The sequence below is a fragment of the Marmoricola endophyticus genome, from assembly GCF_014644415.1.
GTDB classification, from domain to species: Bacteria; Actinomycetota; Actinomycetes; order Propionibacteriales; family Nocardioidaceae; genus Marmoricola; species Marmoricola endophyticus.
Genome location: NZ_BMKQ01000001.1, coordinates 1,602,614 through 1,625,255, shown reverse-complemented (window position 1 = coordinate 1,625,255; position 22,642 = coordinate 1,602,614). Strand labels below are relative to the sequence as shown.

Below are 22,642 nucleotides of genomic sequence, written 5' to 3'. Positions count from 1 at the left end.
GGGTGAGCCGGTGACTGCTCAGGACCCGCTGGACCTCCGCTCGTACGACCTCGTGATCTTCGACAACGACGGTGTCCTGGTCGACTCCGAGACGCTCACCGTCGAGGTCGAGCAGCAGCTGCTGGCCGAGCTCGGCTGGGAGATGAGCACCGCGGAGGTGGTCGCGCGGTTCATGGGCCGCAGCCTCGCCGCGGAGGTCGCCGAGGTGGGGGACCGGCTCGGCGCGGACGTGGGCGCACGGTTCGGCGAGCTGCTGGTCGAGCGGTGCACGCAGGCGTACGCCGATCACCTCGCGGCCGTCGCCGGCGTCCCCGAGCTGCTGGACCGGCTCGCCGTCGCCGGGGTCCCCACCTGCGTGGCCTCCAGCGGTACGCCAGAGGGCATCGCGGCCAAGCTGGAGCGCACCGGGCTCGCCGCGCACTTCGGCGACCGGGTCTCCTCGGCGGTCGAGGTCGAGCACGGGAAGCCGGCGCCGGACCTGTTCCTCCTCGCGGCGCGCAAGGCGGGTGCCGACCCGGCGCGCTGCGTCGTCGTCGAGGACAGCGTCGCCGGTGTCACCGGTGCGGTCGCGGCCGGCACGACCGCACTGGCGTACGGCGGCAGTCTCGCCCCGCGGGCCGAGCTCGAGGCCGCCGGCGGCACGTGGTTCGCGCGGATGTCCGACCTGCGGATCTCAGCTCGTCCTCCCCGAGGGGTTTGAAGTGCTCGGCGACCGGGAAGGACACAGCCAGGACGATCAACCGATTCGCCCCGGAAGCGGGGCAGTGGAGGTAGCACCATGTCTCGTGTTCTCTCGACCCCGGAGGCCAAGACGGCCATCCAGCAGCTGCGGACGCTGATCACCGGTGGGTTCACCGACCAGATCACGCAGATGGACGCGCAGGGCAAGACGCTGTCGGACCCGAACGTGTGGGACGGGCCGCTGGCGGAGAAGTTCCGGTCCTCGACGTGGCCGGAGACCCGTTCGGCGCTGGACAAGGCCAAGCAGGAGCTGGAGGAGCTGCGTACCCAGCTGGACCAGATCTCGCAGAACATCATGCAGGCCGGCGGCGGTTCCTGAGCTGCTGCGTGCGGCTTCTCCGTCCTCCTCTGCAGTCTGCGGTGGAGGGGGACGGGGTGGAGGCACGCAGCGTGCGGTCCGGTCGTGGTGCAGAACGAGGGTGAGGAGTCGTCATGGGTGACCCGATGAAGGGCATCGAGAGCGATGTGCGGTTCGCGTTCGACGCGGCGGGGCGGCTGGAGCGGTTGTGCGACCACTCGGCGTCGCAGATCGACGGGCAGGCGGGGTCGCGGGCGTCGTACGTGACGACGGCGATGAAGGACTTCGAGGGCCACTACTCCGAGCTGTTCACGACCAACGCGAACACCGCGAAGGCGGACGCCTCGGAGATCGCCTCGGCGTTGCGGACCACGGCGGGCTACGTGCGCGACCTGGTGCGGGAGGCGCACGAGGAGAACAAGCGGCGTGCGGATGCGCGTGCGTGGAAGAAGCAGCACGACAACCGGGGGTTCGGCGGCTGGCTGGACGACCACTTCGGCGACGGCGACGACTGCCCGATCCCGGACCCGAAGGAGCCGATCAACCACCACCCTTCCGCGCCGCCGGCCAAGCAGCGTCAGCCGCTGTCGGGTGGCGGCGGCGCTGGGGGGACGTCCTCGGCGCGTCCGGAGGACCTGAGGAGCTTCGCGACGGGCTCCTCGACGTTGAACGGCGTGCTGCACGGGCGGCCTTCGTCGCTGTCGTCGGTGGCGGGTGAGTTCACCTCGGGCACCGACTGGGGCACCCTGGACGCCAGCGGTGTGTTCACGGCGTTCTCGACGTGGATGAGCCAGAACGCCAACGACGTGCACTGGGCACGGACGGTGGCGGACGCGTTCGCCGCGGCGGGCGGCTCGGGCAGCGTGTCGAGCCTGCCGAACTCCTCCATCGGTGCGGCGCTGCAGGCCGCGGGCGTGAACGCGTCGCGTCAGGACATCACGATCACGATGCCGACCGCGATCGGGCACCCGCCGACCACGGGGTACGCCAACGACCCGGTGAACACGGCGACGGGCAACTTCGTCGAGACCGAGTCCGACCTGGAGTTCGGCCAGGGCTGCGCGGATCTGTGGTGGCGGCGGTCGTACAACTCGGTGCACGACCACGACGGCCCGTACGGGCGGGGCTGGTCGAGCTGGTGCGAGGCGGGGCTGTCGTTCACCGACGAGGCGGCGGCGTTCACCACTCCCGACGGCCGCCAGGTGTCGTTCCCGCGACTCGGTGAGGGCTGGGACCGCGCCGAGGGGGAGAGCCTGTGGCTGACCCGCGAGGGGGAGCTGCTGGTCGTCTCCGACAACCAGGGCCGACGGTGGAGCCACCGGAGCACCGGACGGCTGGTCTCGGTCAGCCAGGGTGCGGGCACGACGGTCACCGCACGCTGGGACGGCGACCGGCTGGTGGCGCTCTCGCACGAGCGTGGCCGCGCGATCAGCATCGAGTGGGACCTGACCGAGACCGGGCACGGTGAGCGGATCGTCGCGGTGCACGCCTCGGACGGGCGCTCGGTGGGCTACTCCTACGACGCCGACGGGCTGCTGGTCGCCGCGACGGGCCCGTTGGGCACGCGCCGCTACGCGTGGAACGACGAGGCCACTCACCGGATCGCGAGCGTGACCGACGCCGACGGCGTGGTCGAGGTGGAGAACGTCTACGACGAGCACGGGCGGGTGGTCTCGCAGCGCTCGCCGTTCGGTCGTACGACGCGGTTCGCGTACCTCCCGGGGCGGGTGACGGTGGTCTCCGACGAGGACGGGACGCGGGCGAACACCTGGATCGCGGACGCCAAGGGTCGTCAGGTCGGGGTGATCGACGCCCACGACCAGCGCCAGTCCACCGCCTACGACGCGTACGGCAACACGGTGATGGTCACCGAGCGCGACGGCACGGTCACCATCCGCGAGTACGACGACCGGGGCCGGATGGTCCGCGAGGTCGTCCCCGACGGTGCCGACGTCACCTACGACTACGACGACGCCGACCGGGTGGTCCGCGTCGAGGTCACCGGCGGCGACCCCACGATCGAGGACAGCGTCGATGCCGGCGAAGGGACCGGCCAGGTGGCGGTCACCACCATGACCTACACCGGTGACCAGCGCAGCCCCTCGACGATCACCGACCCCGAGGGCGGCCTCACCCGGATGGAGTGGGACGGCGGACTGCTCCAGCGCGTCACCGACCCGATGGGTGTCGTCGTGGTGTTCGGCTACGACGCCCACGGCGAGCTGACCACCACGACCGACGCCCTGGGCAACGTCGCGACCCTCGAGCGCGACGACGCAGGCCGCGTGGTCGCCGCGACGACGCCGTCGGGCGCGCGGACGACGTACGCCTACGACGAGCACTCGGGCCTGCTGGCGACCCGGACCGGTCCCGACGACGCGGTGTGGGCCTACGAGCAGACGGCCGCCGGCCGGCAGACGGTGGTGGTCGACCCGCTCGGAGGCCGCACCGAGGTCGAGTACGACTCCGCGGGCGAAGCAGCGGCGACCATCGACCCGATCGGTCGCGCGATCCGCCGGACGTACGACGACCTGGGCAACCTCGCCGGTGCCGAGCTCCCCGACGGCTCGCGCTGGGAGTTCGCCCACGACGCGCTCGGTCGCGTCGTCCGCTCGATCGATCCCGACGGCGGCGTGAGCCGGGCCGAGTACGACGCCGTCGGCGCGCCGACCGCGACGACCGACCCGTCGGGCGTGCGTCGCGAGATCCGAGACGCTCGCCACGGCCTGGCGCTCGAGGTGGTCGAAGGGCTCGACTCGACCCGGCTGGACCTCGACAGGCTGGGTCGGCTGGTCTCCGAGACCAGCGCGGACGGTGCGACGACCCTGACCCGCTACGACCTCTGCGGCCGGCCGGTCGAGGTCGTCGACCCCGTCGGCGGGCTCACCCGGGTGATCCGCGACGCCGCGGGTCGCGTCGTCACGCTGATCAGGCCGTCCGGGGCCGAGGTCGGCTACACCTACGACGCCGCCGGGCGGGTGGAGAGCGTCACCGACGAGACCGGTGCGACGACGCGCCGGGTCCACGACGCCGACGGCCGGGTCGTCGAGCAGCACCTGCCGACCGGTGAGGTCGCCGAGACCCGCTTCGACGCCGCCGGTCGGGTCGTTGCCCGCCGGGTCCCGGGAGTCGGGACGACCACGTACGCCTACGACGCGGCCGGCCGGGTCGCCGAGGCCCGCGACCCCCGCAACGGACGGCGACGCTTCGGCTACGACGCAGCCGGTCAGCTGGTCACCGCGACCGACGGCAACGGCGGGGTCACCGCGTACGCCTACGACGTCAACGGTCGCTGCACCGCCCTCACCCACCCCGACGGCGGCGTCACGCGTCGTGAGTACGACGGCGGCGACCGGGTGGTGGCCGAGACCGACCCGCTGGGTCGTCGTACCACCGCCGAGTACGACGCTGCCGGCCGCCAGGTCGCCCAGACCGACCCGACCGGCTCGCGCACCGAGTGGCACCACGACGAGCACGGGCTGCTGGCCTCCACGTGGGTCGACGGAGTCGAGCGCTCGAGCATCGAGCGGGACCTCGCGGGCCGGAGCGTGCGGATCACCGACCGGTCCGGCACGGACGGATCGGTCGTCGTGCACGAGATGGTCTGGGACGCCCGTGGGCTGCTGACCTCGCGGACCCGCGACGGCCGGGGGCCGTCGTGGACCTACGACGCCGACGGGGCCTGCACCGCCCTGACGATGCCGGACGGCACGACGACGTCGTACGCCCGCGACGCCGCCGGGCGGCTGGTCGGGGTGTCCCACCCGCTGCTCGGCGCGTGCGTCATCGAGCGCGACGGGTCCGGACGGATGGTCTCGGCGAGTGCCGGCGGCACCACCCAGCGGTGGTCGTACGACGCCGGCTTCCTCGCCGTCCACGAGGTCGTGGGCGGCGCCCGTACCGGCATCACTCGTGACGAGGGGGGGCGGATCCGGCGCGTCGACGTGGCCGACGGCGCGGCGAGCCAGTCCACCTCGTACTCCTACGACGAGGCGCACCAGCTCGTCTCCGCCGCGACCACCACGGGTGCGGGCGAGCAGATGCTGCGCTGGCGCTACGACGCCGCCGGTCGGATGGTGGCGGAGTCGGCCGACGGGGTGTCGCGTCACCTGGACTACGACCTGGCCGGGCAGATCACCAGGGTGCGGATCGACGACGAGGACGTCGTCACCTACCGCTACGACGGGGCGGGGCGCCGCACCGTCGAGCAGTACGCCGACGGCTCGACGCGCGGCTTCGACTGGTCCGCGACCGGCTGGCTGGCCGCGATCACGGCGACGGACCGGGTCGGGGACGCGTCCCGCACCGACCTCGTGGTCGATGCGCTGGGTGAGCTGGCCTCCGTCGACGGGGTCGAGGTGGTCGCGGACTCGGCGAACCCGTGGAACGGGCTGCTCGCGCTCGGTGGGGAGCAGGTCACGCGGGCCGGCGCCTTCACCGGGCTGAGCGGTGCGAGCGGCAGCACCTGGGCCGATCCGGGGTGGCGTGACGCCAGGTCGGTGGGGCCGGACCCGTGGGCCGGGCCGGAGAACGCCGGGTCGGACCGCTCGACGGCGGGTGCCGGCTTCGGGCTCTCGGCGACCGGTGAGCTCTCGGTGGCAGGGCTGGAGTGGATGGGCAACCGGGTCTACGACCCGGCGTCGCGGGGGTTCCTCTCGGTCGATCCGCTGGATCCCACGACGGGGTCGGGGTGGTCGGGCAACCCGTACTCCTACGCCGGCAACGACCCGTTGCACTCGTTGGACCCGATGGGGTTGCACCCGGTCACGGATGCCGAGCTGCGGGCGTACAACTCCAGCAACGGCATCGCAGGCACGGTGAACGCGGCCGGCAAGTGGTTGAAGAACAACTGGGAGTACGTCGCCGGTGGCGCGATGGTCGTTGCCGGCGGGGTGCTGATGGCGACCGGTGTCGGTGGGCCGGCGGGGATGATGCTGATCTCGGCGGGCGCTGACACGATCATCCAGAAGGCGACCACCGGTGAGGTGAACTGGGGTCAGGTCGCGGTCTCGGGTGCGCTGGGCGCTGTCCCGTTCGGTGCCCTGGCCAAGGGAGCGACGGCGGCCAAGGGTGCGCTGATGGCGACCAGGGCCGGTACGGCTGCTCGGACCACGTTGACCGCGGTCAGGTCCGGGGTGAAGTCGGCCGGTGAGAGGGTGCTCGGCAAGGTCACCGCCACCGGCGGCCGGATGTTGGGCAGGCTGCACCCAGAGCCGCACGTCCCAGAGGGAATCGTCTATCGTCGAACGGATCTGCTCGGTTCAAAGCCTTATATCGGGCAGGCGAAGAGTGAGGCTCGGTACCTTTCACGGCAGGCCGAGCATGCGCGTGCACATCCGGACGCTGACTTCGAGTTTGAGGTCGTGGGCCGAGCGAACCCCGGCCGTGAGCTCGATCGCATGGAGGAGTTCTTCATCAGGCGTGAAGGAGGACCGACCAATCTCGGAAACCCTGATGGTGGACTCGCGAATCTTCGGCATCAAATGAGCGAAACCAGGTACCAGGACGCAGGAGGCGATCTGTGGTGAGTCGGCTCTCAGTGGGAGACGTCTTCGTCGTTCCGACCGGGGACGGGAGGGCTGGCGTTGGTCAAGTTGTCGGACTGTATGGAAAAGACGCGTACTACTTCGCAATCTTCGACGCCGTCTTCCCTGCTGCGGAGGCGGAGTCTCGGGCGGTGGATGCTCTGTCCGCGCCTCTCCTGTTCCTGGCTCTGTCGCTGGACGCCAAGGTGCATGCTGGGCACTGGTCCGTGGTGAGTCATGCCGAGGTACGGGCGTCGATCCCTCTTCCCGCGTACAAGGAGGTCGTGAGTTCGCCAGAAAATGTCGAGGTCGTCGACTTCTCAGGCACCCGTCGACGGTCGGCAACTCGGCTTGAGGCCGCCGCCCTGCGCGAGCGAAAGGTCGTCGCTCCGGTCCGTCTTGAGCGGGCCTTTCGCGCATCGCTCGGGCTGGAGCCGTGGATCGACGCTTTCGACGATCTGCTTGTTCGAGGTCAGGTGACCTCCTCGGACATCTTCGGGTGACCAGTGGGCGCGCCGGTAGGCCGTCGGCACGAAGACCGATCTGGAGGCACGTGGAGGAAGGCACGCGTCACTGCGCATCCGATCGCATTAGGTGGGACGCGATTGCGGCCCGGTGTCAGGCGTTGTTCGCGTCTTTGGGCACCCACGTCGAGCCGTGGGTGCTGGAGGAGCCGGAAGCATTGTGGGGCGCCGGTGAGTGGGGACTGGCTTTCGAGGAGGCCTGCGACAACATCTACGAGTCCGACACCCGGGTCTTCCCGGCTGAGGTGGCGGAGATCGAGAGTCTGGGCGAAGCCCTGCACTCCACGCGGCGGTCTTGGCGCAGGGTCCGTGAACTCGTTCCCGAATAGCCCATTGCCCGAGAGGCGAGACGCGGTGAGCGCTCACGACTCGGTGCGTGAAGCGGCCACGTGGGAGGCGCTGAGGTTCCTCGATCTGGTCGATGCCCGATCTGTCGTGGAGTGGGCTGGCGGCGTGGTGGCCTCGGGCGAGGACGGGGTGGACGTACTGGTCGACGTCGCAGCGCTGAGCGGCGATTCCGGGGCGGACGTCGATCGTGCCCTTGCCGGCGTGAGCGCTGCGGCTGGCCGCGCCCGGTGGACGGCGAGACGGCGGCGTTGCTGGCGGCGAGAGCGGTCTGCCAGGACATCGGTCTCGGTACGAGGAGCGAGGTCGAGGGTGCCCGTACTCTGTGGCGGATCGCGAGACTCGTCCCGGAGGTCGAGCCGGAGCTGCGCACCTTCGCGGGACTGGTCAGCGAGTGGGACGACGACCGCGAGCACCGTGCGCACTTCGAGGAGGAGATTCGGTCGGCGGCGCTCCGGTTCTCGCAGCGGGGTGAGGATGCGTGAGGGAGATGCGCGGTGACGGGACAGTCATCGACTCCTTCGGCACCGGTACCAGGAGAAGCTCGAAGAGATGATCCCTGGACGGTCAGACCTGAGAGGCACCCGTCGTAGCCTGCAGCTCAGCGGTGATCGGGTACACCTTCACCTGCGGAAGCAGGTCCGTCGCGCGAGCGGTGTGTCCTCGTTCCCCGAGGCGTGGGTCGTGCCAGCGAGCTCTGAGACGTCCTCGACGTCGATGATCCAGTCGTCGACGTACTGGGCAGCGGCCTTGCCCTTGAGGCCTACCTGGATCGAACGGTGCGGAAGGGAATCAAGCGAGATCGCGCGCTCGGGGTCCCACTGCACACGGACGTCCGTTGCGCCCAGCCGAGCCTTCCAAGTGCCGGGGTCGAACGAGCTCAACGTCGCTCGAGAGAGGGCCTCCTCGAAGCCGGCCCGCGTCATCCGTACTGCGAGGACGAGGTCCTGGCCCGGCTTGGTGCCCCACCCGGAACGGTGCATCATCCAGAGGAAGGACGGCTTGATCCAGGTCATCCGGTCACGCTTGAAGGGCGGTACGAACGTCCCGGCCCGAAGTGCTGCCGGTCGTGCGATGTCTGGTGAGTAGGCCTGATAGACCGTGATCGTCGCGTCGTCGAACGAGGCTCTGATCTCCCGCTCGTTCGGGATGCCCTCGTCGGGCTCGACACTGAGGTCCTTCGCAGGCACGACGTCAGCGTGCTGCCTCCCCGAGACGGGACTCGCGGCGACCCGATCAGCACGACTGGGAGTACGTCGCCGGCGCGATGGTCGTGGCCGGCGGGGTGCTGATGGCGACCGGTGTCGGTGGGCCGGCCGGGATGATGCTGATCTCTCGGGTGCGGACACGATCATCCAGAAGGCGAGAACATCGACTGGTTCTCGACGGTCGGTCCGAAGGGGTAGGTCGTGGCAGAGGACTACGTGGGCGAGGCGCGTGCGCTGGGCGTCAGGGTGTGGGATGCCGGGTGGCCGGAGTGGTCGCGTCGCATCGACGAATCTGTCGCCAGTGGCGCGACCTCGTCGGAGATCCTCATGGGCGTTCGCTGGACACTGGGCCAGATGGTGGCAGAGGAGCCCGAGATCCCGCGTGAGCTGAGCCGCGATGCCGAGAAGCTGGCGAAACGGATCGGCAAGGCGCTGCGCTGATCCACTCGTGGTGGCAGTCGGCGGTGGACCGTCCGGGGTCTCATGGGCGTGACCGCCGTCGTGGTGGCTCGACCTCTTGTCGCGTCCCGGTCGCCGTGGCGGGACGTGTCGGTGGGACGGTGCGTGCTGTGCGGTGTGTCACAGTGGGCGCACCGTCCTGACCGAGGAGCCCACCGTGACGCAGACCGTCGAGCCCGCTCACCCGATCGACACCTCCGACCTCCCCGAGCCGAGGTTCCTCGACGACCGGCTCGTCCACTGGGCGCAGGCCACCCCGGACGCCGAGGCGGTCACCTACCTCGGGCGCAGCTGGACGTGGGCGCAGTGGCACGACCGCGTACGCCGCCTCACCGGCGCGCTGGCGGACCTCGGCGTCGGCCGCGGCGACGTCGTCGCGTTCCTCGACAAGAACCACCCGGCCTGCGTCGAGCTGACCCTGGCCGCCTCGTCGCTGGGCGCCGCCAACGCGATCGTCAACTTCCGTCTCGCCGGCGCCGAGGTCGACTACGCCCTCAACGACTCGGGGGCGACGGTGCTGCTCGTCGGCTCGGAGCTGGTGCCGCTGGTGGACTCGATCCGCGACAAGCTGCCCGGTGTCGAGCACGTGGTGGAGGTGACGCCGGACGGTGCCGACGGCGACGCGTACGAGGCCCTGCTGGCCGCGGCGACCCCGCAGGACCGCTCGGCCGACGTCGAGCCGGACGACACCGCGCTGCTGATGTACTCCTCGGGCACCACCGGCTACCCCAAGGGCGTGATGATCACGCACCGCAACCTGCTCGCGCACACGGTCGCGGCGCACGACGGGTGGGCGTTCGACCACGGTGACAAGAACCTCGTCGCGATGCCGCTGTTCCACGTCGGCGGCTCGTCGTACGTCATGTTCAGCGTGTACGACGGCGTCCCCAGCGTGATGACCCGCGACCCCGACGGCGCGTCGCTGGCGGGGGCGATCATGCAGGGGGCCAACCGCACCTTCCTGGTGCCTGCGGTGCTGGCGCAGGTGCTCGGCTCCGGCGAGGACGCGGTGAAGCTGTTCGGGAGGCTGAAGACCTTCACGTACGGCGCGGCCCCGATGCCGCTGCCGCTGCTGCGCAAGGCGATCGAGGCCTGGCCGGACACCGAGTTCGTGCAGGTCTACGGCCTGACCGAGGTGTGCGGCGTGGTCACGCACCTGATGGATGCCGACCACCGGGACCCGGCTCACACCGAGCGGCTGGTCTCGGCGGGGACACCGGTCCCCGGAGTCGAGATGCGCATCGTCTCGCCGGAGACCGGCGAGGACGTGGCGAGCGGCGAGCACGGCGAGATCTGGTTCCGCACGCCGCAGCTGACCAAGGGCTACCACCACAAGCCGGAGGCGACGGCCGAGGCGATCGACGCCGACGGCTGGTTCCGCACCGGCGACATGGGCAAGGTCGACGAGGCGGGCTACCTCTACGTCGAGGACCGGCTCAAGGACATGATCATCTCCGGCGGGGAGAACATCTACTCCCCGGAGATCGAGCGGGTGCTGGCCGAGCACCCGGCCGTCATGGAGGTCGCCGTGATCGGCGTGCCCGACGACCAGTGGGGCGAGGTCGTCAAGGCCGTCGTCAGCCTGAACCCCGGCGCGAGCGCGACCGAGGAGGAGCTGATCGAGCACTGCCGCAGCCAGCTGGCGCGCTACAAGTGCCCGAAGTCGGTGGACATCATCGAGGCGCTGCCCCGCAACCCCACCGGCAAGATCCTCAAGCGCGACCTGCGCTCGGAGTACTGGGACAGCCGGGAGCGGCGCACCGTCTGACCACGAACGGGCACCCTAGGGTGGGCGTGCCCCCGCACGCGACCCCGAAGGACGACGTGACCGCCGACGCCCGCGCCACCTCCATCCTCTGCCCCGTCTGCCTGCACCTGGGTCGACTCGGCCCGGGTCCGGGCGGGCGCCCCTCGGCGTCGTGCCGGCGGTGCGGGAGCCTCGAGCGGCACCGCGCCCTGACCTGCCTGCTCGAGGGGGCCGGGGCGGCGGTCGCCGCGGGCAGCCTGCTCGACGTCGCGCCGACGCCGCTGCTGGCCGGTCGGCTGCAGGCGCTGGCGGCGCAGGCCGAGGTGACGTACGTCGGGATGGACTTCGACCCCGCGGCCGACAACCGCACGGTCACCCTGCAGGCCAGCCTGACCGACCTGCCCCTGCCCGACGACAGCGTCGGGCTGATGGTCTGCTTCCACGTCCTCGAGCACATCCCCGACGACGCCGCCGCGATGGCGGACATGGCCCGCGTGCTGGCCCCCGGCGGGGCTGCCGTGGTGCAGGTGCCGCGCCGGCCCGGCCGACCCACCGACGAGGACCCCTCGGCCCCGGTGGAGGAGCGGCTGCGGCGCTTCGGCCAGGCCGACCACGTGCGGTGGTACGGCGACGACTTCGAGGACCGGCTGCGCGCGGGCGGACTCAGCGTCACCACGCTGGCCTTCGGCGACCTCTTCGACGCCGATCTCGCGTTCGTGCTCGGCATCGACGCGCGAGAGCCGTTGTGGCTGTGCACCGCGGGGGAGGCGTACGACACCGCGCCGCTGGCCCGCGCCTGCGACACGGCGGCCCGCGACATCCTCCGGCGCGGGATCGACGCGGCGGGGGAGCAGCAGCACGAGAGCGACGAGCAGCTGCGCGCCACCACCAAGGAGCTGCGCGGCGCCCGGCGTCGCCTGGAGCGGGTGCGCCGCGAGCGCGACGAGGCCCAGCAGCGCGAGCAGCACCTGAGGCGCCGGCCCGACGTCCGCGTGGTCGGGGCGGTCGGGCGCCGGGTGCGCCGAGTCGTCCGTCGCCGGTCGGAGGGGCGCGGATGAGCGCGGGCGACCGGGCTCGCAGGCTGGCCGGCCGGGTGGCGCGTCGACTGCGCCCCGACGGCGACCACCCCGCCGAGCAGCAGCCCGCCCAGCAGCCCGACGGCCCCGCGCCCTGGGAGCGGGTCCGCGACAGCGGGCTGTTCGACCGGGCCTACTACGAGATCCAGACCGGCACGGCCTTCCCCGACGAGGGGGCGGCGGTCCGGCACTACCTGCGCAGAGGTGGACCGGTCGGCCTGGCCCCGCACCCGCTCTTCGAGCCCGAGTGGTTCCGTCCCGAGGGCTGGCGGGAGCGACCCGACGCGCTGCTCGGCTACCTCGACGGGCAGGCCGGCGACCCGTCGCCGTGGATCGACGAGGCGGCGTACGTCGCGGCGCACCCCGAGGCTGCCGCGCACCCCGGCCGGGCGATGGGCCACTTCCTCGAGCACGCCTCGGACACGACGCCGGTGCCCGCGCCGTACCTCCACCAGCAGCTCCCGCTGGCCGAGGTCCGGAGCCGGATGGCGGCGATCGCGGAGGAGGGACAGCGCTTCCGTGCCGCGCGGACCGCCAGGCCGCGTGGGCCGTGGGACGAGAGCGCGGACGGCGCCTTCCTGGCGCAGTGGGCCGAGGGCGACCCGGTGCCCCCGGGCGCGGACGGCGCGCCGGCGGTCACCGTCGTCATGCCGGTCCGCAACCGTCCCGAGCAGGTGCGCGAGGCGATCGCCAGCGTCCAGGCCCAGCAGCACCGGGACTGGGAGCTGCTCGTGGTCGACGACGGCTCCACCGACGACACGGCCGACGTCGTCGAGGCGTACGACGACCCCCGCGTGCAGGTGCTGCGCCGCGAGCACGGGGGAGTCAGCGCCGCCCGCAACGCCGGCATCGAGGCGGCGCGGGGCCGCTGGCTGGCGTTCCTCGACTCCGACAACACCTGGGAGCCGCTGTTCCTGCAGGTGATGCTGCGCTACCTCGAGGCGGAGGGCCGCCGGGCCGGCTACTGCGTCGTCGACCAGGGCGAGACCGAGGACGAGGCCAGTCGCTACCTCTGCCTCGACGCGGGCCTGGACCACCTGCTGGTGCGCAACCACATCGACCTCAACAGCCTGGTCGTCGCCACCGAGGTCGCGAGGGCGGCGGGCGGCTTCGACACCACGATGCGCCGCTGGGTCGACCACGACTTCGCGATCGGCCTCGCACGGCAGGTCGAGATCGGGCTGGTGCCGTTCGTCGGGGTCCGCTACGACCACAGCGAGGACGCGGCCGACCGGATCACCACGAGCGAGGCCGACTACTGGCAGTGGTTCGCGCTGAGCAACAGCCACCTGGACTGGGACGCGCAGCGGCGCGGGCTTCCCGAGCGGCGGGCCGGGCTGGTGTCGGTGTGCATCGCGACCTTCGAGGACTGGGCGATGACGACCGCCGCGGTGGAGTCGGTGCTCGCCGCCGCCGACCTGGTGCCGGAGGGGGCACCGGGTGCGGACGTCGAGGTCGTCGTGCTCGACAACGGCTCGCGACGCGGGGTCGCCGGCGTGCTCGGGTCCCGCTTCGCCGGCGAGGACCGGGTCCGGGTACGCACGGTTCCGTGCAACCTCAACCTCGCGATCGGCGCCGACGTCGCGTTCCACGAGTCCCGCGGGGAGCACGTCGTCTTCCTCGACAACGACACCCAGGTGCACCCGGGCTGGCTGCCACCCCTGCTCGCGGCGCTCGAGGACCCCGACGTCCTGGGCGCCCAGCCGCTCCTGGTCCACCCCGACGGCACCGTGCAGAGCGCGGGTCTGGTGTTCACCGGGGCCCAGGAGCCGCCCGAGACGCTGCTGGCCGGTCGTCCGGGCGCGGACGCCCGGCGGCTGGGGTCGTACCCCCTGCACGCGGTCAGCGCGTCCGCCCTGGCCGTGCGGGCCTCGGACGTCGTCGACCTGAAGGGGTTCGACGTCCGGTTCGTGAACGGTCTGGAGGACTCCGACCTGTGCCTGCGCGCCGTCGACGGCGGCGAGCGTCGCTTCCGCGTCGTCACCGAGGCGAGCGTCACCCACCTCGGACGCGGTACGGAGGGTCGCCGCGACCGGGTCGAGGGCAACCTCCGGCTCTGGCACGAGCGCTGGGCGGGACGGGTCCCTTTCTCGGAGCTCGGCCTGCTCGACGACCTCGGGTCCTGACGGCTCCGGTCAGCCGGGCGGCTGCTGGAACCTCAGCGGGTCCAGCCCGCGCTTCTCCGCGTCGGCGCGGCGCGCCAGCTCCTCGCGCGAGATGCCCGGACCCGCGCCGTCGCGGGAGAGGTTGAGGAAGAACTCGTGCCCGATCGTGGGGTGGAAGTAGCGCTCCCGCAGGTCGATCAGCCCGAGCTCGGCGAGGTCGTGCAGCAGCAGACGCAGGTGGTTCGGGCTGAAGATCCAGTTGTGCACGTCGATGTAGTCCGGCCCCTTCGCCTTCTCCATCGTGCTCACCGCGGCGGGTGCGTCGTTGAGGAACCGGTAGCGCCCGCGGTGGCCGGCCGCCCAGGACCGGGCGTCGCCGTGGGCGACGGCGTTGAGGGTGAACTCCGCCAACGTCCCCGGCGTGTGCACGGACGGTGGCTGCAGGTGCGCGTCGATCACCCGCGAGATCGCGCTGCGCTCGCGAAAGCGGTCGAAGCAGAAGCGGTGGTCGGGGACGACGAGTGCGACGTGGCCCGTGGGCTCCAGCAGCGCCGAGCACTCGTTGAGGAAGTCCACCAGCGACGTCGTGTGCTCGAGCACGTGGGAGGCCAGCACCAGGTCGAACCGCTCGGGGATCCGCTCCGCGAGCGCCGCGCCCGCCTCGAGGACGTAGTCCACCTCCTCGATGTCGTCGGGGTCGTACTGCGCGAACTCGGCGTACTTCGCCACCAGCCCGGCCCGGTCGAGGTAGTCGACGTTGCGGGTGTCGAAGCCGTCGCGCCGGGGGAGGGTGCCGTTGTGGGCGGGACCGATCTCGAGGAACCTGCCGCTGCGTGACGACTCGCCGAAGACGTGGTCCTGGCGGTACTCCTTGCGGGTCTTCCCGTCGGGCTTGGGCGCGGTCGCGATCGGCCGGCCGGCCTTCGTGCGTCGCGGCGCCGGTACGGAGGGGGCCGGCTCGGGCTGGTCGAGGACGGCGCGCTTGATCCGGCCCAGACGGCGGCGGGTGTCGGCCGGGAGCCGGTCGGCCACCGCGTTCTTGATCCGGGTACGGGGAGCGGCGGCGGGGCCGGGAGCGGAGTCGGGCATCGGGCAAGGATAGGCGCACCCCGCGGGTCGGTAGGGTGCCAGCGACCGTGTGCCGACCCGCCTGCTCCCCAGGTGGTGCGAAGGAGGATCCGCCGTGGCGCAGAGCTCGCCGTTCCGGGACAACCCGGCACGCCGCCTCGCCGGTCGCGTCGTCCGTCGACTGCGCCGGGAGGCCGCCGCTCCGGCGCCCGCGCCCGACGCCGACACCGTGCTCCTGCTCGACACCGCGCTGTTCGACCACGAGTGGTACGCGCTGCTCGCCGGTGAGGACCTCACCCGCGAGCAGGCGGTGGCGTCGTACCTCGGCGGGGGGTGGCGCCGACACGCCCCGCACCCGCTGTTCGACCCCGAGGTGGCGCGTCGCTCGCTGGAGCTGACCGAGGACGGCGACGACCGCCGCGACCCGCTGCGGGTCTACCTGCGGCGTCGGGACTGGGAGGCGCGGACGCACCCCCTCTTCGACGCCGGGCGCCACCTCGAGCGGCACCCCGAGGCGAGCGAGCACCCCGAGGGCCCGCTGGGGCACTTCCTCGCGATGCCGCCCGCACGACGCGCGTCGGAGGTGGACTGGCTCGCCGACGTCCCGCTCGACGAGTGGCTGCGGGAGGACGCCACGCAGTGGTCCGCCCGGAAGGCGCAGGCGCTGCCGATGTGGTCGCGGACCGCTCCGCCCTCCGAGGCCCGCGCGGACCTGCCCGCGAGCGGAGGCGACCCGGGGAGGACCACCGTCGTCCTGCTCGCCGAGCACGGCGACCACCGGCTCGCGCGCTCGGTGACCAGCGTGCTCGAGCAGACCGAGCAGGACTGGGAGCTGCTCGTCGTGCCGATGCGCGACGTCCCGGCCCTGGAGGAGTACGACGTCCCCGACGACCCGCGCATCCGGGTGCTGCCCGAGCAGCCGCACGACCGGTGGGCGGCCCGCAACACCGCCGTCGAGGAGGCCTCCGGCACCCACGTCGCCTGGCTGGTCGAGGGCGACCGCTGGCTACCGGGCCGGCTCCGTTCGGTCCGCGGGGCCGTGGCCGCCGGGGCGCGGTGGGTCCACGACGCGGCGCGCGACGACAAGCCCGGCGCCGTACGCCGCTTCGCCACCCGGTCCACCTCCCCGGAGCGCCTGCGGCTCGGGCTGGCCCCCGACCTCGGCACCCAGGTCGTGGCGACCGACCTGTTCCGCTCGGTCGGGGGCTTCGACACCTCCCGGGTGACCGGCTTCGAGCTGGACCTCGCCCTGCGGCTGGCCGACGAGCTCGGCGGCGCGCCGGCGTACCTCGACCGCCTCGGCGTGATCGCCATCCGCCGCAACCCGCGCGACCGCCGTCGCGGCCGTGGCAACGCCCGGCCCTGGCTGGCCCACGAGTCCCTGGCCAGCGGGGCGGACACCGTGCTCAACGAGGTGCTGGTCGACTGGGCCGAGCTCGCCGCGCGGGCGGTCGACCCCAGCACGGTGAGCGTGATCATCCCGACCAACCACGACTGGGAGATGACCCGGCTGGCGGTGCAGCGCGTCGTCGAGGCGCGCGACCTGGCGCGGGAGAGCGGCGGACCGGTCTCGGTGCAGGTGGTCCTCGTCGACAACGGCGCACCGGTCACCACCTCGGCCGTCCTCGCGTCCCTGGCGTTGTCGTACGACGACGTCGACGTGGTCCGCGCGGGGATCAACCACGGCTTCGCCCTCGGCAACAACGTCGGGCTCGTCGCCGCCCGCGGGGGCACAGTCGTCTTCCTCAACAACGACACCGAGGTCCGGCCGGGGTGGCTCGAGCCGGTCCTCGAGCAGCTGCAGGACCCCGACGTGCTCGGGGTGCAGTCGCTGCTCGTCTACCCGACCGGGGCGGTCCAGTCCGCCGGCGTCGTGTTCCCGCCCGGCGGCGGGATCCCGCACCCGCTGCTGCAGGGCTTCCCCGTCGAGGACGCGGTCGGGATGGACGCGGACCCGCTGCACGCGCTGACCGGGGCCGCGCTGGTCATGCGCTGGCCCGACGTCGTCGACCTGCGCGGCTTCGACCCGATCTTCCGCAACGGCATGGAGGACGTCGACATCTGCCTGCGGCTCGAGGAGCGCAGGCCCGGGCGGTTCGTCGTGTGCCCCGACTCCGTCGTCGTCCACCACGAGTCGCGCAGCCCGGGCCGTTTCCTGCGCTCGGTGGCCAACCGGTTCGTGCTGATGGACCGCTGGTCGGGCAGGCTCCCCGAGGACGACGTCGAGGCCTGGGCCCGCCGTGGCTACGCCGTGCTCGGCCACGAGATCCGGTCGGTGGTCGATCCCGACCAGCGCGTGTGCGTCGCGGAGCCGGTGCTGGTGCCCACCCGGCTGCTCGAGCGGCGCGTCGCGTCGCTCACCGGCGTCTCCGAGCCGGCGCCCCGTCTGCGCTGGGCCCTGAAGAACCCGGCGCCGGCCGGGCCCGAGGGGGACGCCTGGGGGGACACGCACTTCCTCGAGGTGCTGGCCGACGCCCTGAGGGCCCTCGGCCAGGAGGTGGTCGTCGACCGCCGCGGCGAGATGGGACGTCGAACGGGCTGGACCGACGACGTCGTACTCCTGCTGCGCGGGCTCGCGCCCCACGGGCCGAAGCCCGACCAGGTCAACCTGCAGTGGATCATCAGCCACCCCGACATGGTGGAGCTGGGCTACCAGCACGGCTGGGACCGGATCTACGTCGCCAGTCCCACCTTCGCCGAGCGGATGGCCGCGCTGGGGCTGCCGGCGGTGCCGCTGCTCCAGGCCACCGAGCCGTCGCGGTTCACCCCCGACGCCGGGGTGCCCGACACCGGGCCCCGAGCGCTGTTCGTGGGCAGCCACCGCAAGAAGGGTCGCCCGCTGATCATGGCGGCGGTCGAGGAGGACCTCCCGCTGTCGATCATCGGAGCCAAGTGGGAGGGCGTGGTCCCCGACCGCTTCCTCGCTGCCCCGTACCTCGCCAACGACCGGCTCGCCGCCGCCTACCGGTCGGCCGGGGTCGTCCTCAACGACCACTGGCACGACATGGCCGAGCAGGGCTTCTTGTCCAACCGGCTCTTCGACGCCGTCGCGGCGGGTGCGCGGGTGGTCAGCGACCCGGTCCCCGGCCTCGAGGACGTGTTCGGCGACGCCGTGCAGGTGGCGCACACCCCGGCCGAGCTGCGCGAGCTGGTCACCGCTCCCGACCTCGACGCGGTCTTCGGCACCGACGAGGTGCGCCGTCAGCGCGCCGCGTGGGTGGCCGAGAACCACTCGTTCGCCGCCCGTGCACGGGTGCTGCTCGACGACGCGCTGGCCGTCCGGGCCGGGCGCACGGGGGCGCAGCGGTGAGCGGGGAGGCTCCTACAGTGGCGCCCATGAAGCTGGTGGCGACGATGATGGTCCGCGACGAGGTGGACATCGTGGCGGCGACGATCGAGCACCACCTCGACCAGGGTGTCGACCTGATCATCGTCACCGACAACGCCTCGGTCGACGGGACCACGGAGGTCCTCCAGCGCTACGCCGACGCGGGCCACGTCGAGCTCCACCACGACCCCGAGCACCGCAAGCAGCACGGCGAGGTGGTCACCACGATGGCCCGCCGCGCGGCGACGGAGCACGGTGCCGACTGGGTGCTCAACATCGACGCCGACGAGTTCACGGTGGCCGCCGACCGCGACCTGACCGTCCGTGAGGCGCTCGAGCAGCTGCCGAAGGCGCTGGCCTCGTTCAGCGCTCCGGTCACCAACCTCGTCGGCCCGCCCGCACGGCGCGGCGGAGGCGTCGGCCGGCTGCTGTGGCGCGACGAGCGCACCGAGGAGCAGATCCGCGAGGTCGGGATCCACGCCCAGCCGTCGCCGAACGCGATCCACATCGGGGCACCGAAGATCACCGTGCGGCAGGGCAACCACTTCGTGTCCCGCAAGAGTCGCGGGTGCCCGATGCCGGCGTACGCCCTGGAGGTGCTGCACCTGCCCTGGCGCTCCTGGGAGCAGTTCGAGCGCAAGGTGATGCACGCCGGCCGCGGCTACGACGCCAGTCCCACGCTGCGTCCCAGCCGCAACCACCACGGGATGGCCGACTACCGCCGCGCCAAGCAGGGCCGGCTGGTCCAGTCGTTCCTGCTGCGGATGCCCCAGGTGGCCGACCTCGAGGCCGGCGACGGCTTCACCCGCGACGACTGGCTGGCGACGTACCTCACCGACCTGGTCTCGCGCGCGGTGGCACCGGACCTGCTCGAGGCGGTCCTCGCCGCCGACGACGACGAGCCGTGGTCACCCGAGGAGCACGCCCGTGAGGCGGAGACGGGCGCGAAGTTCCTCCTGCTCGAGCGCGAGCTGCGTGCCGAGCAGGACGAGGTGCTCCGGCTGCAGGAGCTCCTCGACGCCCTCGAGGCGCCGGAGCCCGAGGCGGTCGAGGACGGCGCGGGACGGGTCCGAGCGGCGCTCTCGCGGGTACGCGGCCGGGTCGCCCGGGGCGTACGCCGCCGCGACACGGCGCGCTGAGCCGGACGGGTCCGCCCGCGTGGCCGGGACGTCCCGGGACGAGACGGCGCATGGCCTAGCATCTGCCCGGTGAATCCCGTCATCAAAGGCACCCAGACCGAGATCCCGATGGCGCCGTCGAACCTGCGCCTGATGAACGAGAGCGACGAGCGCTTCCTCGCGCGGGCCGACGACCTGGTCCGGCTGATCCGGCGCCTGGGGCTGCAGATGGATCACGAGCTGCTCGACGTCGGGTGCAGCATCGGGCGCCTGGCGACAGGTCTGCTGGCGGGGACGGACTTCCGGGGCCGCTACGTCGGCTTCGACGTGATGCCGAGGCACATCCGCTGGGCGCGCCGCCACCTGGCGCCGATCGCCGAGGGCTACCACTTCCGCCACGTCGACGTACGCAACGACCGCTACAACCCCGCGGGCACCGTCGAGCCGAAGGACCTCGTCTTCCCGGCGCGCAGCGGCGGCTTCCACATGGCGACGCTGTTCAGCATCTTCACGCACTTCTACAAGGAGGACGTCGACCTCTACCTGCGTGAGCTGCGGCGCGTCCTGCGTCCCGGCGGTCGGGTCGTCGCCACCTGGTTCCTCTACGACGACGACCGCTACGAGGCCGCGCTGACGTCGGTCTACCCGATGACCCACCGCCTCGACGAGGTCACGATCTACAACGACGCGGACGACCCGCTGCGGGCCATCGCCTTCCACGAGGACCACGTGCGGGCGCAGATCGCCGCGGCGGGGCTGGAGATCGAGAAGATCGAGTACGGCGAGTGGGCCGGCGGTGCTGGTCCGGAGTTCCAGGACGTCGTCGTCCTGCGTCGTCCCGTCGACCCGCCGCCGTCGTTCCTCGACCGGGTCAAGGGCAAGGTCCGTCGTACCCTCTCGAAGCGCTGAGCCGGTGGCAGCCACGATCAAGGGCACCGACGTCGAGGTGCCGCTCGCCCCGACGGCGCTGCGCTTCATGAACGAGAACGACGACGAGAGGTTCCTGGCCAACGCCGCCCAGCTGGCGTCCGCCGTGCAGCGACTCGGGCTTCGACCCGACGACGAGGTCCTCGACGTGGGCTGCAGCATCGGACGCCTGGCGACGGGGCTGATGGTCAACACCGACTTCCGCGGCCGGTACGTCGGGTTCGACGTGATGCCGCGGCAGGTCCGCTGGGCGCGCCGCCACCTGGCGCCGATCGCGGAGGGCTACCACTTCCGCCACATCGACGTGCGCAACGACCGCTACAACCCGGGCGGGGCGCTCGAGGCCGAGGACGTCACGTTCCCCGCACGCAGCGACGGGTTCCACGTCGCCGTGCTGTTCAGCATCTTCACGCACTTCTACAAGGAGGACGTCGACCGCTACCTGCGCGAGCTGCGCCGCGTCCTGCGGCCGGGTGGGCGGGTGATCGCGACCTGGTTCCTCTACGACGAGGACAGCTACGAGGCCGCGCTGACCAGCGCGTACCCCATGGTGCACCGGCTCGACGACGTCACGATCTACAACGACCCGGACGACCCGCTGCGGGCCATCGCCTTCGACGAGGGCCACGTGCGGGCGCAGGTCGCCGCGGCCGGGCTGGAGATCGAGCTGGTCGAGTACGGCCGGTGGAACGGCGGTCCCGGCCCCGAGTGGCAGGACCTGATGGTGCTGCGGCGCCCGGAGGACCCGCCGCCGTCGTTCCTCGACCGGGTCAAGGGCAAGGTCCGTCGTACGTTCTCGCGCGGCTGAGCGCCGGGCTCGCGCCGCGCCGCGCCGGGCAGGCGCACGAGCACGGCGCGAGTGGTCAGGGCCGGCCGAGCGACCTGACCTCCCAGCCGGCGGCACGCCAGGCGGGCACGTCGAGCAGGGTGCGCCCGTCGACGAGTCGCGCGTGGCGGACCAGGGTCGCGACCCGGGCGGGGTCGATCTGCCGGTAGACGGGCCACTCCGTCAGGTGCAGGACGATGTCGGCACCGGCGAGCGCCTCGTCGAGGTCCTCGGTGTACGTCGCGTCCGGCAGCTTCGCGCGCGCGGGGCCGATGGCCTCCGGGTCGTGGACGACGACGTCGTACCCGTCGGTGTGCAGCTTCTGGGCGATCCACAGCGCGGGGGAGTCGCGGACGTCGTCGCTGTCCGGCTTGAACGCCGCGCCCAGCACGGCGACCCGCGGTGAGTCGTCCCCGGCGGTGAGCTCGCGGGTCAGCTCGACGACGTGCTCGCGGCGGCGCTGGTTGATCGCGTCGATGTCGCGCAGGAACGCCGTCGCGTGGTCCACCCCGAGCTCGGAGGCGCGGTGCTGGAAGGCCCGGATGTCCTTGGGCAGGCAGCCGCCACCGAAGCCGACGCCGGCGTTGAGGAACTTGCGCCCGATCCGCTTGTCGTGGCCGATCGCGTCGGCGAGGTGGGTGACGTCCGCGCCGACCTTCTCGCAGATCTCCGCCATCGCGTTGATGAAGGAGATCTTGGTGGCCAGGAACGCGTTGGCCGACACCTTCACCAGCTCGGCGGTGGCCAGGTCGGTCACCACCAGTGGCGTGTCGGCGGCCAGGGCCGTGGCGTACACCTCGCGCAGCGTCTGCTCGGCGCGGTCATGGGTCACGCCGAAGACCAGTCGGTCCGGGCGCAGGGTGTCCTCGACGGCGAAGCCCTCGCGCAGGAACTCCGGGTTCCACGCGAGCAGTGCCTCCGTGCCCGCGGGTGCCAGCTCGGCGAGCCGTGCGGTCAGCCGCTCCGCGGTCCCCACGGGGACCGTCGACTTGCCGACGACCACGGTCGGCCGGGTCAGCAGCGGGGCCAGGGACTCGATCGCCGCGTCGACGTACGTCAGGTCCGCGCCGAGGCTCCCCGCCTGCTGCGGGGTGCCCACGCAGACGAAGTGGACGTCGGCGTCGGTCGCCTCGGCGATGTCGTCGGTGAACCGCAGCCGCCCACCCTCCACGTGTCGCGACAGCAGCTCGGGCAGACCCGGCTCGTAGAACGGCACGCGCCCGTCGCGCAGCGCCGCGACCTTGGTGGGGTCGGACTCGACCCCGACCACGTCGAAGCCGAGCTCGGCCATGCCCGCCGCGTGGGTGGCGCCCAGGTACCCGCATCCGATGACACTGATCAGCACCC

At 72.3% G+C, this 22,642-nt stretch carries 17 protein-coding genes; 14 read left to right on the top strand and 3 right to left on the bottom strand.

Features of this window, described 5'->3' with window-relative positions; all coding sequences use genetic code 11:
• Positions 1-10 precede the first annotated feature (10 nt).
• The 6 genes from IEX42_RS07855 to IEX42_RS07830 all read left to right on the top strand — a co-directional run bounded on the left by IEX42_RS07855 (position 11) and on the right by IEX42_RS07830 (position 7,918).
• Entirely contained in the window at positions 11-700 is a 690-nt protein-coding gene (locus IEX42_RS07855; RefSeq protein WP_229660704.1) for an HAD family hydrolase, read from the top strand.
• Between the two features lie 78 nt (positions 701-778).
• Positions 779-1,060, top strand: a complete 282-nt coding sequence (locus IEX42_RS07850) for a pyrophosphorylase (RefSeq protein ID WP_188779277.1) — start codon at positions 779-781, stop codon at positions 1,058-1,060.
• 113 nt (positions 1,061-1,173) lie between these two features.
• Positions 1,174-6,567: a DUF6531 domain-containing protein gene (locus IEX42_RS07845; RefSeq protein WP_188779276.1), complete on the top strand. Its 5,394-nt coding sequence runs from the start codon at positions 1,174-1,176 to the stop codon at positions 6,565-6,567.
• A 149-nt stretch (positions 6,568-6,716) separates the two neighbouring features.
• On the top strand, positions 6,717-7,067 hold the full coding sequence (locus IEX42_RS07840) for a hypothetical protein (protein ID WP_229660703.1): 351 nt from the start codon (positions 6,717-6,719) through the stop codon (positions 7,065-7,067).
• 50 nt (positions 7,068-7,117) lie between these two features.
• On the top strand, positions 7,118-7,417 hold the full coding sequence (locus IEX42_RS07835; protein ID WP_188779274.1) for a MafI family immunity protein: 300 nt from the start codon (positions 7,118-7,120) through the stop codon (positions 7,415-7,417).
• A 246-nt stretch (positions 7,418-7,663) separates the two neighbouring features.
• Positions 7,664-7,918, top strand: coding sequence for a hypothetical protein (locus IEX42_RS07830; RefSeq protein ID WP_188779273.1), 255 nt, complete (start codon positions 7,664-7,666; stop codon positions 7,916-7,918).
• A 138-nt stretch (positions 7,919-8,056) separates the two neighbouring features.
• Here the strand turns inward: IEX42_RS07830 and IEX42_RS07825 are convergent, their stop codons facing one another.
• Positions 8,057-8,623, bottom strand: a complete 567-nt coding sequence (locus IEX42_RS07825; RefSeq protein ID WP_229660702.1) for a DUF4291 domain-containing protein — start codon at positions 8,621-8,623, stop codon at positions 8,057-8,059.
• A gap of 219 nt (positions 8,624-8,842) precedes the next feature.
• Between IEX42_RS07825 and IEX42_RS07820 the strand changes: the two genes are divergently transcribed.
• The 4 genes from IEX42_RS07820 (at position 8,843) to IEX42_RS07805 (ending at position 14,049) form a co-directional block, all read left to right on the top strand.
• Positions 8,843-9,082 (top strand): hypothetical protein, encoded by a 240-nt coding sequence (locus IEX42_RS07820; RefSeq protein ID WP_188779271.1) that lies wholly within the window; start codon positions 8,843-8,845, stop codon positions 9,080-9,082.
• 175 nt (positions 9,083-9,257) lie between these two features.
• Entirely contained in the window at positions 9,258-10,868 is a 1,611-nt protein-coding gene (locus IEX42_RS07815; protein ID WP_229660701.1) for a long-chain-fatty-acid--CoA ligase, read from the top strand.
• A 26-nt stretch (positions 10,869-10,894) separates the two neighbouring features.
• A complete protein-coding gene (locus IEX42_RS07810) occupies positions 10,895-11,905 on the top strand; it encodes a class I SAM-dependent methyltransferase (RefSeq protein ID WP_188779270.1) in 1,011 nt (336 codons plus the stop codon).
• Positions 11,902-14,049, top strand: coding sequence for a glycosyltransferase (locus IEX42_RS07805; RefSeq protein WP_188779269.1), 2,148 nt, complete (start codon positions 11,902-11,904; stop codon positions 14,047-14,049). Before IEX42_RS07810 ends, IEX42_RS07805 begins: the two co-directional genes overlap by 4 nt.
• 9 nt (positions 14,050-14,058) lie before the next feature.
• Here the strand turns inward: IEX42_RS07805 and IEX42_RS07800 are convergent, their stop codons facing one another.
• On the bottom strand, positions 14,059-15,117 hold the full coding sequence (locus tag IEX42_RS07800; protein ID WP_188779268.1) for a class I SAM-dependent methyltransferase: 1,059 nt from the start codon (positions 15,115-15,117) through the stop codon (positions 14,059-14,061).
• Between the two features lie 94 nt (positions 15,118-15,211).
• On the opposite strand from IEX42_RS07800, the gene IEX42_RS07795 reads away from it, so the two are divergent.
• From IEX42_RS07795 to IEX42_RS07780, 4 genes are all read left to right on the top strand, one after another.
• A complete protein-coding gene (locus tag IEX42_RS07795; protein ID WP_188779267.1) occupies positions 15,212-18,406 on the top strand; it encodes a glycosyltransferase in 3,195 nt (1,064 codons plus the stop codon).
• A 26-nt stretch (positions 18,407-18,432) separates the two neighbouring features.
• Positions 18,433-19,563: a glycosyltransferase family 2 protein gene (locus IEX42_RS07790; protein WP_229660700.1), complete on the top strand. Its 1,131-nt coding sequence runs from the start codon at positions 18,433-18,435 to the stop codon at positions 19,561-19,563.
• 69 nt (positions 19,564-19,632) lie between these two features.
• Positions 19,633-20,451 (top strand): class I SAM-dependent methyltransferase, encoded by an 819-nt coding sequence (locus IEX42_RS07785; RefSeq protein ID WP_188779266.1) that lies wholly within the window; start codon positions 19,633-19,635, stop codon positions 20,449-20,451.
• A gap of 4 nt (positions 20,452-20,455) precedes the next feature.
• Positions 20,456-21,277: a class I SAM-dependent methyltransferase gene (locus tag IEX42_RS07780; RefSeq protein ID WP_188779265.1), complete on the top strand. Its 822-nt coding sequence runs from the start codon at positions 20,456-20,458 to the stop codon at positions 21,275-21,277.
• 55 nt (positions 21,278-21,332) lie between these two features.
• On the opposite strand, the gene IEX42_RS07775 is transcribed toward IEX42_RS07780, so the two are convergent.
• Positions 21,333-22,640 carry a UDP-glucose dehydrogenase family protein gene (locus IEX42_RS07775; protein ID WP_188779264.1) on the bottom strand — a complete coding sequence of 436 codons (1,308 nt, stop codon included), beginning with the start codon at positions 22,638-22,640 and terminating at the stop codon, positions 21,333-21,335.
• Positions 22,641-22,642: the final 2 nt, after the last annotated feature.